General features: G+C 67.4%; 16 protein-coding genes and 2 pseudogenes. 11 read left to right on the top strand and 7 right to left on the bottom strand.

Annotated features, from left to right (window positions below):
• The first annotated feature begins 118 nt into the window (after positions 1-118).
• The 3 genes from ACFVXE_RS11340 (at position 119) to ACFVXE_RS11330 (ending at position 3,115) form a co-directional block, all read left to right on the top strand.
• Positions 119-898, top strand: a complete 780-nt coding sequence (locus ACFVXE_RS11340; protein ID WP_389670802.1) for a GntR family transcriptional regulator — start codon at positions 119-121, stop codon at positions 896-898.
• A gap of 170 nt (positions 899-1,068) precedes the next feature.
• Positions 1,069-1,668: a DUF6058 family natural product biosynthesis protein gene (locus ACFVXE_RS11335; RefSeq protein WP_389670801.1), complete on the top strand. Its 600-nt coding sequence runs from the start codon at positions 1,069-1,071 to the stop codon at positions 1,666-1,668.
• A gap of 649 nt (positions 1,669-2,317) precedes the next feature.
• A complete protein-coding gene (locus ACFVXE_RS11330) occupies positions 2,318-3,115 on the top strand; it encodes an IS5 family transposase (RefSeq protein ID WP_389670800.1) in 798 nt (265 codons plus the stop codon).
• Here the strand turns inward: ACFVXE_RS11330 and ACFVXE_RS11325 are convergent.
• Positions 3,005-3,640, bottom strand: a complete 636-nt coding sequence (locus tag ACFVXE_RS11325; protein ID WP_389670799.1) for a hypothetical protein — start codon at positions 3,638-3,640, stop codon at positions 3,005-3,007. The genes ACFVXE_RS11330 and ACFVXE_RS11325 overlap by 111 nt on opposite strands.
• Entirely contained in the window at positions 3,630-4,277 is a 648-nt protein-coding gene (locus ACFVXE_RS11320; protein WP_389670798.1) for a hypothetical protein, read from the bottom strand. The genes ACFVXE_RS11325 and ACFVXE_RS11320 overlap by 11 nt, the downstream gene beginning before the upstream one ends.
• Positions 4,278-4,596: 319 nt before the next feature.
• Between ACFVXE_RS11320 and ACFVXE_RS11315 the strand changes: the two genes are divergently transcribed.
• From ACFVXE_RS11315 to ACFVXE_RS11300, 4 genes and pseudogenes are all read left to right on the top strand, one after another.
• Positions 4,597-5,499 (top strand): transposase family protein, encoded by a 903-nt coding sequence (locus ACFVXE_RS11315; protein ID WP_389670797.1) that lies wholly within the window; start codon positions 4,597-4,599, stop codon positions 5,497-5,499.
• Positions 5,500-5,557: 58 nt separating this feature from the next.
• A pseudogene (locus ACFVXE_RS11310) lies at positions 5,558-5,803 on the top strand (IS5/IS1182 family transposase); the annotation flags it as partial.
• A 69-nt stretch (positions 5,804-5,872) separates the two neighbouring features.
• Positions 5,873-6,445 (top strand): TetR/AcrR family transcriptional regulator, encoded by a 573-nt coding sequence (locus tag ACFVXE_RS11305; protein WP_389670796.1) that lies wholly within the window; start codon positions 5,873-5,875, stop codon positions 6,443-6,445.
• Positions 6,446-6,501: 56 nt separating this feature from the next.
• Positions 6,502-7,275, top strand: coding sequence for an SDR family NAD(P)-dependent oxidoreductase (locus ACFVXE_RS11300; protein WP_389670795.1), 774 nt, complete (start codon positions 6,502-6,504; stop codon positions 7,273-7,275).
• 160 nt (positions 7,276-7,435) lie between these two features.
• On the opposite strand, the pseudogene ACFVXE_RS11295 reads toward ACFVXE_RS11300, so the two are convergent.
• A pseudogene (locus ACFVXE_RS11295) lies at positions 7,436-7,557 on the bottom strand (IS5/IS1182 family transposase); the annotation flags it as partial.
• 221 nt (positions 7,558-7,778) lie between these two features.
• On the opposite strand from ACFVXE_RS11295, the gene ACFVXE_RS11290 reads away from it, so the two are divergent.
• Complete coding sequence (locus ACFVXE_RS11290) at positions 7,779-8,090, top strand: hypothetical protein (RefSeq protein WP_389670794.1); 312 nt, start codon at positions 7,779-7,781, stop codon at positions 8,088-8,090.
• A gap of 594 nt (positions 8,091-8,684) precedes the next feature.
• Here the strand turns inward: ACFVXE_RS11290 and ACFVXE_RS11285 are convergent.
• Positions 8,685-8,963 carry a hypothetical protein gene (locus ACFVXE_RS11285; RefSeq protein ID WP_389670793.1) on the bottom strand — a complete coding sequence of 93 codons (279 nt, stop codon included), beginning with the start codon at positions 8,961-8,963 and terminating at the stop codon, positions 8,685-8,687.
• A 163-nt stretch (positions 8,964-9,126) separates the two neighbouring features.
• Positions 9,127-9,693, bottom strand: a complete 567-nt coding sequence (locus ACFVXE_RS11280; protein ID WP_389670792.1) for a TetR/AcrR family transcriptional regulator — start codon at positions 9,691-9,693, stop codon at positions 9,127-9,129.
• A gap of 81 nt (positions 9,694-9,774) precedes the next feature.
• Here ACFVXE_RS11280 and ACFVXE_RS11275 point away from each other — a divergent pair, with 81 nt between their 5' ends.
• Positions 9,775-10,695 carry an SDR family oxidoreductase gene (locus tag ACFVXE_RS11275; RefSeq protein ID WP_389670791.1) on the top strand — a complete coding sequence of 307 codons (921 nt, stop codon included), beginning with the start codon at positions 9,775-9,777 and terminating at the stop codon, positions 10,693-10,695.
• A 68-nt stretch (positions 10,696-10,763) separates the two neighbouring features.
• Here ACFVXE_RS11275 and ACFVXE_RS11270 read toward each other — a convergent pair whose 3' ends face one another.
• Both ACFVXE_RS11270 and ACFVXE_RS11265 read right to left on the bottom strand, forming a co-directional pair.
• Positions 10,764-11,048, bottom strand: coding sequence for a hypothetical protein (locus tag ACFVXE_RS11270; protein ID WP_389670790.1), 285 nt, complete (start codon positions 11,046-11,048; stop codon positions 10,764-10,766).
• 71 nt (positions 11,049-11,119) lie between these two features.
• Complete coding sequence (locus ACFVXE_RS11265; protein WP_389670789.1) at positions 11,120-11,887, bottom strand: TetR/AcrR family transcriptional regulator; 768 nt, start codon at positions 11,885-11,887, stop codon at positions 11,120-11,122.
• On the opposite strand from ACFVXE_RS11265, the gene ACFVXE_RS11260 reads away from it, so the two are divergent.
• Positions 11,886-12,287, top strand: coding sequence for a nuclear transport factor 2 family protein (locus ACFVXE_RS11260; RefSeq protein WP_389670788.1), 402 nt, complete (start codon positions 11,886-11,888; stop codon positions 12,285-12,287). The two genes, ACFVXE_RS11265 and ACFVXE_RS11260, sit on opposite strands and share 2 nt — an antisense overlap.
• 240 nt (positions 12,288-12,527) lie before the next feature.
• Positions 12,528-13,256 carry a glucose 1-dehydrogenase gene (locus ACFVXE_RS11255; RefSeq protein ID WP_389670787.1) on the top strand — a complete coding sequence of 243 codons (729 nt, stop codon included), beginning with the start codon at positions 12,528-12,530 and terminating at the stop codon, positions 13,254-13,256.
• Positions 13,257-13,458: the final 202 nt, after the last annotated feature.

The raw sequence follows: 13,458 nt of genomic DNA, 5'->3' as shown, positions 1-13,458 counted from the left end.
GGGATCCGGTTCGGGCCGGGCCGCGTCCCGGCCGTGCTCTCCCCGCGGTTCGGCACCTGGTCCTCTGCACCTGTACGGCCATTAGACTCAGGCACGGACAGGGCGGTGAGCAGGCGACATGGCACGGGCGGAACAACCACAACAGGCGCAGGCGCGGCGCACCGGCGTGCGGGACAGCGCCTATGTGCGCCTGGCCCACGAGCTGCGCGAGGCGATCCGGCGGAACGAGTACCCCGAGGGGGTGCGCCTGCCCACAGAGGCCGAGCTTGCCGCCTCCCGCGGGCTGAGTCGCCAGACCGTGCGGCGCGCGTTCCAGGACCTGGTGTCCGAAGGACTCGTCCGCCGGGTCCCCGGGCGGGGCACGTTCGCAGCGCCCCAGGAGGAGCAGTACTCGCGACAGTTCAGCTCGATCGAAGACCTCATGGCGCTGTCCCTCGACACCACGATGCGTTTGGTGTCACCCCTGCGGCGCCAGGTGGACATCGACGCGGCCGGACGACTGCGTCTGGCGTCCGACCGGGTGGACCGGCTGGCCTTCCTACGGCTGCACGAGGACGTCCCGTTCTGCCTGACGATCGTCTATCTTCCACCGGACGTAGGGGAATTGCTGACCAACCACCCCGAAGTGACGGAGGAGGGAAAGCACAGTCGGGCCACGGTGATCGGCCTCCTGGAAGGCCGCCTCCCCGAACCCATCGCGGAGGCCGCGCAGTCCGTCACGGTCTCGCTGGCCGGCCCCGAGGTGGCCGCGCGGCTAGGCTGCGACACGGGGCATCCCCTGCTGCGTATCGACCGGCTGTACCTCGCCCCTTCCGGTGTGCCGGTCGAGCTCTCCGTGAGCTACTTCCTGCCGGAGCACTACTCGTACCGCGTTCGGCTGCGTCGCAACACGAACTGACGGGGCGAGAACGGGTCGCTCCGTCGGGGGACGGGCGTACGTCTGAGGGCGAGGGTGTCTCGGGCACCCTGATTCATTCGATGGTTCGGTGAGTGCCGAACCATTCGGCCGGTAGCTTGCGGAATCCTGTGTGGGAGAGGCCTGCGCTGGTGACACCGGAGGACCACCCAATGTCGGAGACAGACCTGAAGCAGCAGCTCGTCGAGCGGTTCCGCGAGGTAAACGGCGACCATCCCATGACCGATGCCGACGACGCGTATGTCAGCGCGCAGTTCATTGACCTGGAGAACCTGTGCGCAGTCCATGGCAGCGATAGCGACGTGGTCCGCCGGCTGATGCTGGGGCAGCGTCTGCCGCTTCCGGCATATCTGCGCTCCGACGGTGCAGAGATGGTGCCGGTCGACCTGTTCGCTCTCGCCGACGAAGCGGGCGGCGTAGACCAGCTCGAAGCGTGGTTCAACGCTCGCTGGACCGACCCTGTCAGCGGGAAAGCGGAGTGGAATGCCTATCTCAGCGGACGGTACGTGTGCCTGCACTCGGTGACCCCGGCCTCCATGCAGCGCAAGGATTACCTGACGACCGCGATCAGTGCCGCAGCGAACGAGCCGGATGCCGGTTCAGCGCAGTGGGCGGAGCGGCTGCACGCCCTGATCGATGAACTCGACTCGCTGGAACCGGCGTTCAGCGCCTATGACCGTCTCCGGTTCGGCGGACCCACGTCCCGGGACACATGCATCGATGCGATGCGCGCCCGCTTCCCGCGCGCGTGACCTGAGGCCCTGGCTGATGGCCGGCATCGATTGCGGCCATTCATGCCGCGCGGACTTCGGGACGTTCGACGAGGCGGCCGCGTTCGAAGCGTGCTCCGGCACGGACGGCTGCACCCAAGGGCCCCGGACGTCTCCACCGTGAAAGCCTCCAGGTCCTCCCGGACTTGATCCATCTTCTCAGGTGTCACACACCATCAACGCGCCTACGGCTACCAAGACACGCCACCAGTGCGTACACCTCACCAAGTCCTACCAGGGCCGCGTGGCCTGGCAGGGGGCGCTTCCTGCGGGTCCGCCGGCTGGCTCGTCGCCCCCGCTTGCCGCGTACGGGTTTCGGTGGCGCGGGGCCGGGCCGTCCGACTCTCCGACCGCCCGCTACGAGACCGGTGTGACTGCGCCCTTCACATGACGGGTGAGCGCCTGGGGCGGTGGGCGAGATCCCGCTTGTGGGGTTGTCAGTTGACAGTCGACGCCAACAGCCCCCTGGGGCGCCGGTCAAGCTTGAGCCGCCCCCTCGAACCCTACCCAGGCGCCTCGCGCATTTGATGAGAGGTCGCGCGGACAGGCGCGTTGGGGACACCGGCAGCAGAACGGGCACAGGTCCCGGTGATCATGGAGTTACGACGCTCTGTGATCACTGAGGAGACCTGTGCCCGCGCTGCCATCATGGCTCACCGAACCGCTCTGGGACCAATTCGCGGCCCTGCTGCCCGGGCGGGCGGAGTACCACCCGGACCATCCGCTCGGCTGCCACCGCCGGCGCATCAGCGACCGGATTGTCTTCGACAAGATGCTGCAGCTGCTGCGCTTCGGCTGTTCTTATGAGGCGATCGCCGACACGACCTGCTCGGTCACCACGATCCGCAGCCGCCGCGACGAGTGGATACGACTGGGCGTCTTCGCCCGGCTCAAGCAGATCGCGCTGGAGTCCTGCGACCGGATCGTCGCCCTCGTCCTCGACCAGATCGCCGTGGACGGCTCCATCACCAAGGCACCCGGAGGCGGCGAAGTGGCCGGGCGTTCCCCGGTCGACCGCGGCAAACGGGGCCTGAAACGCTCGGGCATGACGGACGGGTACGGCATTCCGCTCGGTCGTGTCCTGGCCGGAGCCAACCGGCACGACTCCCCGCTGCTCGCCCCGACCCTGGACCGCCTGGACGATCTGGGGACGCTGCCCGTCGACGTCACCGTGCACCTGGACGCCGGCTACGACTCGGACAAGACCCGCGCTGTGCTTACGAGCTTGGGAGCGTTAGTGAGGGTGGCGGCGGACCCGTGTGTCGGCGTACACGGAAACGTGCTCAGCCGCGTACAGAAGAATGCGCGGCGACTTCTGTCAGCGCGGTGCTGCGGCTGCCCGACGGTGGGCGACGCGGATCAGGACGGCGATCAGGACCGCGAGGTCCGCTGCGCCGGCTTGATCGTCCGCATAGCGGGTGGTCTGTAGCGGACCCACTTGGTCCAGGCGCACTCCCGCTACTTCCAGAATGTGTGCGAGGGCCAGCAGGGCCAGGCGGGCGTTGCCGTCCGGGTAGGGGTGGAAGAAGGCGACGTCCAGGTACGCCCTGGCCGCGCGGGCGGGCAAGGAGACCGCGGGGTCGGTGCTCTGGCTCAGGCAGGCGGCGAAGTCCCGCCAGGTGTGCCCCGTCAGCCCGTATCGTTCCCGGCCGCCCTTGGCGAAGGCGTCGCCCTGGCGGTAGCGCACGTCGGGCAGGCCGAGGACCAGCCGCTGCCAGTCGTCGAGCAGGGCGGGGGTGAGCGGTTCTCCTCGTGCTGCCGCGGTGCGGGACAGGGCCATCGCGGCGAGGAGCCGGTCGGCACGGTCAGGGTCGCGGTGTCGGACCGGGCCGTCGAACCAGGCGGCGAGCCCGTCGACGGCAGGCTGCACGGATGCCGGGGTCGCGGTTGCCGCCGACGCCCAGTCGACCTGCTGCCTGACCTGGCACCACACGGTCAGTGCGTCACCAGTCACGGTAGGGCCTGCGGCCTGTCAGACTGACCGCCAGGTCCTGACCCACCGTATCCAGCACGGTCCGGGTGGGCGCGGACCAGCTTCGGAACCGGCCGCCGATCGCCGCTTCGACCGCCCTCTGCGCATCCTCCGGTCCCAGGCCGGCGGAGGACAAAAACCAGGTCAGCACAGCGCAGCAGAGATTGTGCCACCCCGACTCGGCACCAGTGTGGTCCACGACCGTTGTTACCAGGCGGATCGCTGCTCGCTCCAGGTGCCAGCTGCGGTCCTCCGCGTCCGCCTCTGGTGGCGGAGCAAGGCGCTCAAACCGGTTGGCCATGTCCTCCAGCCAGTCCCGCCACTCCAGCAGACAGGCCACGACCCGCGCTGCAGTCTCCGCCGGATCCCCGACCGAGTGCGAAGAGCAGCACCAGCCTGTGACGGCGCCGCCGTTGCGGACCTCCCAGTCCCAGCCGCAGGCCCACCGGCCGTATCGGGACACCAGGAGCCTCGTGGCCTCGCTCGTGAAGCGGGACTTCTCCCCCTGCTCAGCGTCGACCGCGGGCGCGATCAAGACGAGCTGCGCGGTGAGCCACGCCTCCTCCTCGTCGTTCCACTCGAAGGCGTTCCCATCCGGGTCAGCCGCCGACCACGGCATCAACCGGGCTACGAGTTCGAGATCGATGGACGTGGCGGACCCCCGAAGAAGATGTGTCAGAGCAACTGGCCGATCATGCCTATGGAAAGGAGCAATGTCACCCGAATTTGGGGACCACCGACCTGTGCCTCCTGCGGCCCAGTCGGCACCACTGAGCCGAGCACGTTTCCGTGTACCTGGCCGAGCACTTTGCCGCGTACGCCGACACCGTGACGCAGAAGGGGCCGCACGGGTTGGGCGAGTTGTGACGCTTGCCTGGGCCCGTGCGGGCTGTTCCCATCCTGCCCTGTCCGGTATCTCCCGCGCACACTTCGGCGAGTTGCTCGAAGAACTTGCTCCGCGGTGGGAGGCCGCACGGGAATCGGCACTGCGTGAGCGGCGCGGTGGAGACCGGCGTCGGTCGGCAGGCGCCGGGCCGAAGCGGCGGCTGGTGTTCATCGACCGGCTGCTGGTCACGCTGGTGCACCTGCGCCTGGGTCTGCCGCACGCGGCTCTCGCCGAGCTCTACGGGGTGGACCGCTCCACCGTCTCCGGCTCGGTCCGCGAGGTCCGCCCACTGCTGGCAGCCCGGGGCTTCGCCGTCCCCGACCGGCCCGGACTGCGGCTGCGCACGATGGAGGATCTGTTCGCCTACGCCGACGCCGAGCGCGTCGAGTTGCGGATCGACGGAACCGAGGTCCAGGTCCGCCGCCCCCGCGCGAGCCGTCCCGGCCGCAAGGCCTTCGTGTCCGGGAAGAAGAAGCAGAACACCATCAAGACCACCACCTTCAGCGACGGCCAGGGCCGCACCCTGTTCAGCGGGGTGGTGCGGCCCGGCCGCATGCACGACCAGACCGCGGTGCGCACCGAAGGGATCGCTGAGCAGTTCAGGCAGCACCCCGAGGTCAAAGCGAAGGTCGACGAGGGATACCGGGGCCTCGCCAACGAGTTCCCCGGCCAGATCGACGCCCCACCCAAGAAGCCGAAGGACGACGCCCGGCACGGCGAGCACCATGCCTGGCGCGAACAGCGCCGCCGCCAGTCCTCGAAGCGAATCTGCGTCGAGCACACCAACGCCGAGTACAAGCAGTGGCGGCCACTCCAGCGATTCACCAGCCGCCGCGAGACCTACGCCGAGACCCACCTCGCCATCGCCGGTCTGGTCTCCGACCGCTCGGCCCGCAGGGCGACCCGCCACAAGACCAGCACCGAACTGGCGCTCGCCCGTACGGCCGCTCGCTGATCACCCACCAGCCGACCCGCCAGGCCAGCACACCCCGAACCCAATCGATCCCAAGCTCGTTAACGAACGCGGCCTGCACGGCCACATCGCGCACAAGCGGGAGAAGGCGCCCATCCAGGCCAGTCAGCGTTGGCACGTGGAACGCACCAACGCCTTCCACCGGCTCGCCCGCTGCTACGAGCGGCGCGCCACCGTCGTCGACGCATTCTTCGACCTCGCCGACGCGATCATCACCGTGCGCAGTCTGATCCGGCGGGCATGGACGACTCACCGCTGGGACGAACGCCCGAACCGCCGACCATGACTGCACGCTTATAGCCATGCACCGGGAGTCATGTTACCTAAGTTTCTATAGCGGTGCTACATTGTAGCAATGCTACAGAATACAGCCGGTGGCGCCCGCGAGCGACTGCTCGCCGCCGCCTTCGAGATCGCCACACGCGACGGTGTCGACGCGGTCTCCACGCGCGCGGTCTGCACCGCCGCAGGTGTACAGGCCCCGTCGCTTTACCACCACTTCGGCGACCGGTCGGGACTGATCCGCGCGGTCGTCGACGTGGCGTTCGAGGAGTACCTCCACCGCAAGGACACCGCTACCCCGGTGGATGACGCGGACCCGCGTGCCCGCGTCGCCGCAGGATGGGACGCGCACATCGCATTCGCGCTCGCCTACCCGGGTCTCTACCCGGCGATGTACCCGACATCGGGCCCGCTGCCTAGCCAGGTCGAACGAAGCGGCGCGCTGCTGCGCGCCGGTTTCGACGAGCTCGAGCAGGCAGGCGCCCTCCGGCCTGGGATCACCGCAGCGCTGGCGACGAACGCGCTCCGCGCAGCCCTGCGCGGTGTCGCCCACGCCGTCGCCGCGAACCCCGACAACGACGCGACGTCCGCCGTCGTCCGCAACGCGCTCATCCATGCGCTCGTCGGGGACCGGGCACATAACTGACTCCTCGCCGATCCGGCCCTGGACCGAGCGAGAACCCGCACGATGGAGCAACACCCATGACCGATCTGCTCGCAGGCAAGACCATCCTCATCACCGGCGCCTCTTCCGGCATCGGCGAATCCGCCGCGCGTCTGTTCGCCCGCGAAGGCGCGAACGTCGTCATCACAGCCCGCCGCAAAGCCGAACTCGACCGTGTCGCAAAGGACATCGCCGCCGGTGGAGACAACGTCCTCGCCGTTCAGGCCGACACCACCGACGCCGGCGAACTGCAACGAGCCGTCGCGGCCGCGGTCGAGAGGTGGGGGCGCCTCGACGGTGCCCTGAACAATGCCGGCCGAACCCAGGGCGGCGGCCGCCTCGCGGAGGTCACCGACGAGACCTTCGACTCCGTCCTCGAGACCAACTTCAAGGGCGTGTGGCTGGCGATGCGCGCCGAACTGCAGGCGATGACCGCGGAGGGCGCCGCTGGCGGCTCGATCGTGAACATCAGCAGCATCGGAGGCACCTTCGGCGCTGCCGGGCAGAGCGTGTACGGGGCAACGAAGGCCGCCGTCATCGCCTTGAGCCGCGCCGCCGCAGCCGAATACGGCCGCGACGGTGTCCGCGTCAACGCCATCGCGCCAGGCGCCACGATGACCGAGATGATGGTCTCCTGGCAGCAGCGCGACCCGAGCATCGTCGAGCACCTCAGCTCCCTCGCCGCCCTGGGCCGCCCTGGCCAACCGGACGAGATCGCCGAAGCCGCCGCCTGGCTCCTCAGCGACCGCGCGAGCTACGTCACCGGCATGACCCTCGGCGTCGACGGCGGCACCGCCCCCTGGCCGCACTGAGTCATCCTGAGCCGCACTGCCACTCCATTCGAACAGCGCACCACAGCCGGCGACAGCAACCGAACCGGGGCCACTCGACGCCAGCGAGACCTGCACCCCTTCGCGAACAACAGCGCCTGCGTTTCCGGCCCGTGGGTCAACGCACACCCGAGCGCGGCCGCCGGTCACTGATGCGTCGGCGGTGGCAGCCGAGTGGACGGTCCGGGTGGTACCCCGGCCACTCGGGCAGCAGGCCCGCGAATTGGCCTCAGAGCGCTCCACCCACGACGGTAGCGCGGGCACAGGTCTCCTCAATGACCACAGAGCGTCGCAACTCCATGATCAACCGGAGCTGTGCCCGTTCTGCTGCCGGCATCTCCCAACCGCGCCTATCCGCGCGACCTCTAAGTTGAACGCGTTCAGTTGAACACGTTCAAGACGAAGAGGTCAGGATGACAGAGCGTCAGAGAGTGTTGGTCCGACAGTCGGGGTGGGCCGTGGCGGCGACCGTAGCGGCCGTAGGCATGACCGTACTGTTTACGCCTTTTGTTGGATTTGTCATCATCGCCATGACGGCCGCCGCCATCCCGGTCGCGATGCTGGACCACCCCAAGGGATTTGCCCAAGCCTGCCTCGTCGTAGGAGCCGGGCTGCTGGCCTGGGCGACGGTCGGCGCAATCATGGGCATGTTCCTGTTCTTACCCGCGGCTGTGCTGTTCCTCGTCGCAGCCTACGCGGACGGCGGCAACCGTCCCGGAGCGCGATGGTTACTGGGCGCACTCTGCGTGGCTGCGGCGGCCGCGGTGATCCCGGCGCTGATCCTCTTCGCACCGTGAGACCCGGAGAACGAGCCACCCCCTCACTACCGCGCGACACTCGACTCCACCAGCCGGTATCACGACCAGGACTTCAATCAGCGCAAGGAACAGCTGTGGGACTTCGGAGCCACACAGGTTGAGGTCACGGAATGGCGACCTGGCCAGCTCGTGCTCGACGTGGGGATGCCCGACAGCTTCACGGAAGGCCAGAGCCAGGACAGGCTCAAGGAGCAGATCCTGCGGCTGCCAGGAGTCGTCGATCTACGCCTCTGCACCTTCTACACCTGCAATCAGTGAGTCAGGAGCATGAGCGCGCTCCATGCCGAGCCCCACTCGGCAGCCACAGCGAGGCTGTGCCAAGGATGCGGGGGCGACGCCGGGGAAACTGAGCATGATCAGGACGTCGGGGCGCCCCGGCGCCTCCTTGTCCGGCCGGCCCCGCTCCACCAGCCGCTTCAGCTCCCCCCGGTCCCCTCGATCTTCCCCGTCGTCGCTTCCGAACCGATCCGCGACACAACCTGCTTGGCCCTGCACCGACCCCGGCGCGTCCGTCACGACCTCCACGACATCCCGGTACATATCCGGCAAAACGGACGCCGACAGTCCCTCCCGTCACGGCGGGACCATCATCACTCCCACCCCACGAGGCGCCGCCGCACCCTTCGTCACCACCGCGCCTTCCCCGGACATCTCCGGCTCCGGCTCCGCCTCCGCGGCCGACAGATCCGTGAGCACCTCCACGACGGCCTCCCACACGATCACCAACCGGGACAGATCCTCCCGGATCTTCTCCAGTGGGAGAGTCAACTCCTCGATACCGTCCTGGAGTTCAGCAACCCGCCGCCGGGCTGCAGCCTCACGCTCCTGAAGTTCCTGCGGCAACGACACCATGGCGCCCACCTCCACACGCCACGTCAAAGGCCAGCCAGCTCCGATACCCGTCCATCAAGGATCTCGATGGTCAGCCCACCACTCCCGTCCGCGTACGTCCTCATGTGCAGAGGTCGGTGTACGACTTCACGTGCACGCCCGCGCGGCAATCCCTGAGAAACCCCTAACCGCCCGCAGTCACGGCCTTGAGTGCGTCCACTGCCTCCCGCATCAACAGCGACAGCTCGCGTTCCTCGTCCGCCGCGATCCAGCGATGGAAGCCGACTTTGAAGAGGGCGACCCCTGCCTCGGCGGCCAGGCTCGCGCCCGGTTCCGTAACGCCGTGCTGGCGCAGGGTGTCGGCAAGCGCGGCCGAGGTCGAGGCGAGCTTGATCAGGTCGCGCTCCTGGAGCTCGGGGTTCGACATGATCACAGCCTGTCGAGTGCGCACGAAGTCGCGTTGGTCGGCGAGCATCCCGGCGATCGCGTCAAGGCCCGCGGCCAGAGCGTCGATCGGCGCTACGGACTTCAGGGCGCCGGAGACCGCCCCCACAAACCGGTCCTGAAACTCGCCGGCGGTGGCGAACAGCACCTCGCGCTTGTCGGCGTAGTGATTGAAGAAGGTCCGCTCCGTGAGCCCGGCGCGTTTGGCGATCTCCGCCACGGTCGTCTGCTCGTATCCGCGCTCGCTGTAGAGCTCCAGCGCCGCTGTCGCCAGGCGCCCGCGCGCGTTCGGCTCCCATCTACCCATGGGTAGATCCTACGTGATTACAGTGACTGCAATCAGATGTAAGGTGATTGCAGTAACTGAAGTCAAGTGTTGGGGTTTCTCATGCGCATCTTTGTGACCGGCGCGTCCGGCTTCATCGGCTCCGCTGTCGTTCCCGAGCTCATCGACGCGGGGCACCAGGTCGTCGGGCTCGCCCGCTCCGACGCCTCCGCCGCCGCACTCACCGCCGCTGGCGTGGAGGTCGTCCGTGGCACCCTCGACGACCTTGAGGTCCTGCGGGACACGGCTGCCGCGTCGGACGGGGTGATCCACCTCGCCTTCAATGGCGAGCGCGCGTTCACCGGCGATTACCAGGGCGCCGCCGATGTCGATCGCCGCGTCGTCGACACCTTCGGCGATGCGCTCGCAGGCACCGATCGCCCCCTCGTCCTCGCCACCGGCTTCATCGGCTTCCCGACGGGGCGCACGGTGACCGAACGGGATGCGCCCACCATCGACGGCTCGCCGTATGTGATTCGGTCAGCCACCGCCCAGGCCGCGCTCGCGTTTGCCTCGCGCGGCGTCCGCTCATCGGTGGTGCGGGTCTCTCCGACCGTCCACGGCGAGGGGGACTACGGCTGGGTGCCGCACCTGGTCGCCACCGCCTGCGCCAAGAACGTCTCCGCCTGCATCGGCGACGGCACAAACCGCTGGCCGGCAGTCCACCGCCTCGACATTGCACGGCTGTTCCGCCTGGCCGTCGAGAAGGCGCCCGCCGGATCGGCGCTGCACGGCGTCGCGGAGGAGGGCGTCGCGCTCCACGACATCGCCGAGGTGATCGGCCACCACCTCGACGTACCGGTGACCTCTGTGGCCCCCGAGGCCGCGGAGGAGCACTTCACCTGGCTGAGCCCTTTCATGAGCCTCGACGTCCCGGTGTCGAACACCCTGACCCGCGAACTGCTCGGTTGGCAGCCCACCCACCCCGGCCTGCTCGAAGACCTCGCCAAGGGCCATTACTTCCACACCCCCGCCACCACCTGACCGGCCCCAAAGACGCCCTCTGAGGAGGATCTCAGCCGACGCTTCCTACGACCGTCGCCAACCCAGCCCTACAGCGGTGCTGTCAGGCCGGCGAGCTTGATGACGTCGGTTCCGTACCGCTGGCGGGCACGATCCTGAACGACCTCGATGAGCAACGCCTTTTCAGCGATCCGGTCGAAGCTCAGCCGGCGGGTTGCACTCTCGGCAGGTCGCGCCGCCGGGTTCGCCCCGCCACGTTCTTGAACGAAACCCGTTGAGCCCGCCCGTTTGGCAAGACGCAGCACCGGTACCAGACCGGCAACGGACACCAGGTTCCTCAGATAGACCTCGGTCGGCTCGACGACCGCTGACACCGGCAACCGAATCCATAGCCAACTCGCACCCGATTGGGTGGCCTCACCACGTCGGAAGGTGATCCACGACCCTACGCGGTACCGGTACGGCTGCGCAGGTCAGCGCGCGCGCTGCGGAGGATCTCGTCAGAGAGAGCCGGGTCAGCATCGGCGACGGCGCGTGACAGCAGCAGGGCGCCCGCCATCTCGCTGAACAGCGCGATGGCCCGCGCTCGCCGCTCGCCTCCGTCGAGCCCGACTGCTTGGACGATCTGCGTGAAACGGTCGAGATTGGCCGCCAGACCCTTCGCGTAACGAGCGCGGCTGGCCGGGTCCAGCCGGCGGGCATCGCCCGCGAAGCCCGTGTTGGGGCAGCCGTGCTCGATGTCGGCGCGGTGTTCAGGCGACAGGTACCAGTCGATTTGCTCTGTGAGCGGGTCGCTGCCGTGGGCCTGGGATGCCGTGATGGCTTCGTCGAGGTTGCCGAACCCGTCTGCCATGGCCTTGGCGACGACAGCGTCGACAAGCGCGTCCTTCGAGACGAAGTGATTGTAGAAGCCGCCGCGCGTCAATCCGGCCGCGCTCATCAGCTCAACGAGGCCGACGGCATCGACGCCGCGCTCGCGGAACAGGCCCTCCGCGGCGGCGATGATCGCCTCTCGGTTCTCCGCTGCCTTCTGTTTCGAGACGCCCACTGTCTTCCCCCAAGCCCAGCTCCTGCGAGGACTGTAGCGAGCCTGGTTGAAGATCTCAATGTCGGTCGTCATTGACATCGCGGGCATGACGGCGTAGAAACAATGTTGATTGACATTGTGACGGGCTCGATAGGGACGCATCGGTTGCCTCGTGGAGGCCGACATGGCTACACCTGAAGAGAACAGGACACTGGTGCTGACAGCGTTCGACACGCTGTTCAACCACCGCGATTACGCCGCCGCCGAAGACTTCTGGTCCAAGCACTACATCCAGCACAGCGCGCACATCGCAGCAGGGCGCGCGGGCTTGCTCGACTTGATCCGCTCCCTGCCTGGCACGCTGCGCTACGAGCACCAGCTCGCGCTCGCCGAAGGCGACTACGTCATGCTCTACGGCCGCTTCACCGGCACCGGCAGCCCCGCCGCCTCGGTCGCGGCCGACGTGGTGCGCATCGAGAACGGCAAACTCGCCGAGCACTGGGACGTCCTGCAGGATGAGGCGACCCGCGCCGAGTCCGCCAGCGGCCTGCCGATGTTCGGCGACCAGTTCCCACCTGACAGGTGACCGGCACCCGCCGGCCAGCACTTCGGCCATTTCCTTGGGCACCCCTGGCCGACGCTGCCCACCGAACGGCTGGAGTTTGCAGGTTCCAGGACTTTGGGCAGGACCGCCGCTTGGCGATTAATTCACCGTTGGCCGTGGGAAATTCAACTCGACCTGATCCTTCCGAATTGAGATGATTGCACCATCCAGGAACCTGGGTCGTCCGATCAGCCGTCTATACCATTAGCGGGAGTAGCGACTATGGGCAAGCTGCAGGGAAAAGTAGCGGTCATCACCGGCGGCACCACAGGGATCGGACTGGCCACAGCAAAGCTCTTCGCCAGAGAGGGCGCCCATGTCTTCATCACGGGCCGCCGCCGAAAAGAGCTCGATGAAGCGGTGGAGGCAATCGGCGGCAACGTATGCGGTGTTCAGGGAGACGTCGCAGAACTGACAGACCTTGACCACCTCTATGAGACCGTCAAAGAGAAGGGACGAATCGATATCGTTTTCGCCAACGCCGGCGTAGGCGAGTTCGCTTCACTGGAAGACGTCACGGAAGAGCATTTCGACAAAATTTTCAACATTAACGTGAAGGGAGCGCTCTTCACGGTACAAAAGGCCCTGCCACTTTTGAATGATGGCGCCTCCATCATTCTCACGGGCTCCGTTGCGAGCGTCAAGGGAACTCCCGCGTTCTCGGTCTACGGCGCAAGCAAGGCCGCCATCCGAAATTTCGTTCGAGGATGGACGGTAGAGCTGAAGGATCGCCATATCCGGTCCAATGTCCTCAGCCCTGGCCCGATCGAAACGCCGCTTGTGGCCGCGCAGCCTCAAGTCGCCATCGCGAACATTGTATCCACCATTCCGATGGGTCGCATGGGAGACCCCGACGAAGTTGCCAAGGCGGCGCTTTTCCTGGCCTCGGATGACTCCAGTTTCGTCACGGGAATCGAACTTTTCGTCGACGGCGGCAGAGCACAAATCTAAACTCAAGCGCGCAATCTGAAATTTCCGCATATCTCACCGAATCGTCGTGACTGCCTGCGGGCGCAGAGCTGCCAGATCAGGCCACCACTACCAAAGACAGGAATCTAAGGGCTTGCAGGGAATCAAGGTGTTGCTTCCCGTTCGGTGGCTCGTTGTTGTGGTATGCGCATCCTGGACGAGACCCGTGACCAACTTGCCGTGA

It is taken from the genome of Streptomyces sp. NPDC058231 (assembly GCF_042882275.1).
GTDB lineage: Bacteria > Actinomycetota > Actinomycetes > Streptomycetales > Streptomycetaceae > Streptomyces.
This window is presented reverse-complemented; position numbering and strand designations above follow the sequence as displayed.

Coding starts and splice junctions, on each gene's coding strand:
- ACFVXE_RS11340 (WP_389670802.1), top strand. CDS start 119: ATGGCACGGGCGGAACAACCACAACAGGCGCAGGCGCGGCGCACCGGC.
- ACFVXE_RS11335 (WP_389670801.1), top strand. CDS start 1,069: ATGTCGGAGACAGACCTGAAGCAGCAGCTCGTCGAGCGGTTCCGCGAG.
- ACFVXE_RS11320 (WP_389670798.1), bottom strand. CDS start 4,277: ATGCCGTGGTCGGCGGCTGACCCGGATGGGAACGCCTTCGAGTGGAAC.
- ACFVXE_RS11305 (WP_389670796.1), top strand. CDS start 5,873: ATGCTACAGAATACAGCCGGTGGCGCCCGCGAGCGACTGCTCGCCGCC.
- ACFVXE_RS11300 (WP_389670795.1), top strand. CDS start 6,502: ATGACCGATCTGCTCGCAGGCAAGACCATCCTCATCACCGGCGCCTCT.
- ACFVXE_RS11290 (WP_389670794.1), top strand. CDS start 7,779: ATGACCGTACTGTTTACGCCTTTTGTTGGATTTGTCATCATCGCCATG.
- ACFVXE_RS11285 (WP_389670793.1), bottom strand. CDS start 8,963: ATGGTGTCGTTGCCGCAGGAACTTCAGGAGCGTGAGGCTGCAGCCCGG.
- ACFVXE_RS11280 (WP_389670792.1), bottom strand. CDS start 9,693: ATGGGTAGATGGGAGCCGAACGCGCGCGGGCGCCTGGCGACAGCGGCG.
- ACFVXE_RS11275 (WP_389670791.1), top strand. CDS start 9,775: ATGCGCATCTTTGTGACCGGCGCGTCCGGCTTCATCGGCTCCGCTGTC.
- ACFVXE_RS11260 (WP_389670788.1), top strand. CDS start 11,886: ATGGCTACACCTGAAGAGAACAGGACACTGGTGCTGACAGCGTTCGAC.
- ACFVXE_RS11265 (WP_389670789.1), bottom strand. CDS start 11,887: ATGTCGGCCTCCACGAGGCAACCGATGCGTCCCTATCGAGCCCGTCAC.
- ACFVXE_RS11255 (WP_389670787.1), top strand. CDS start 12,528: ATGGGCAAGCTGCAGGGAAAAGTAGCGGTCATCACCGGCGGCACCACA.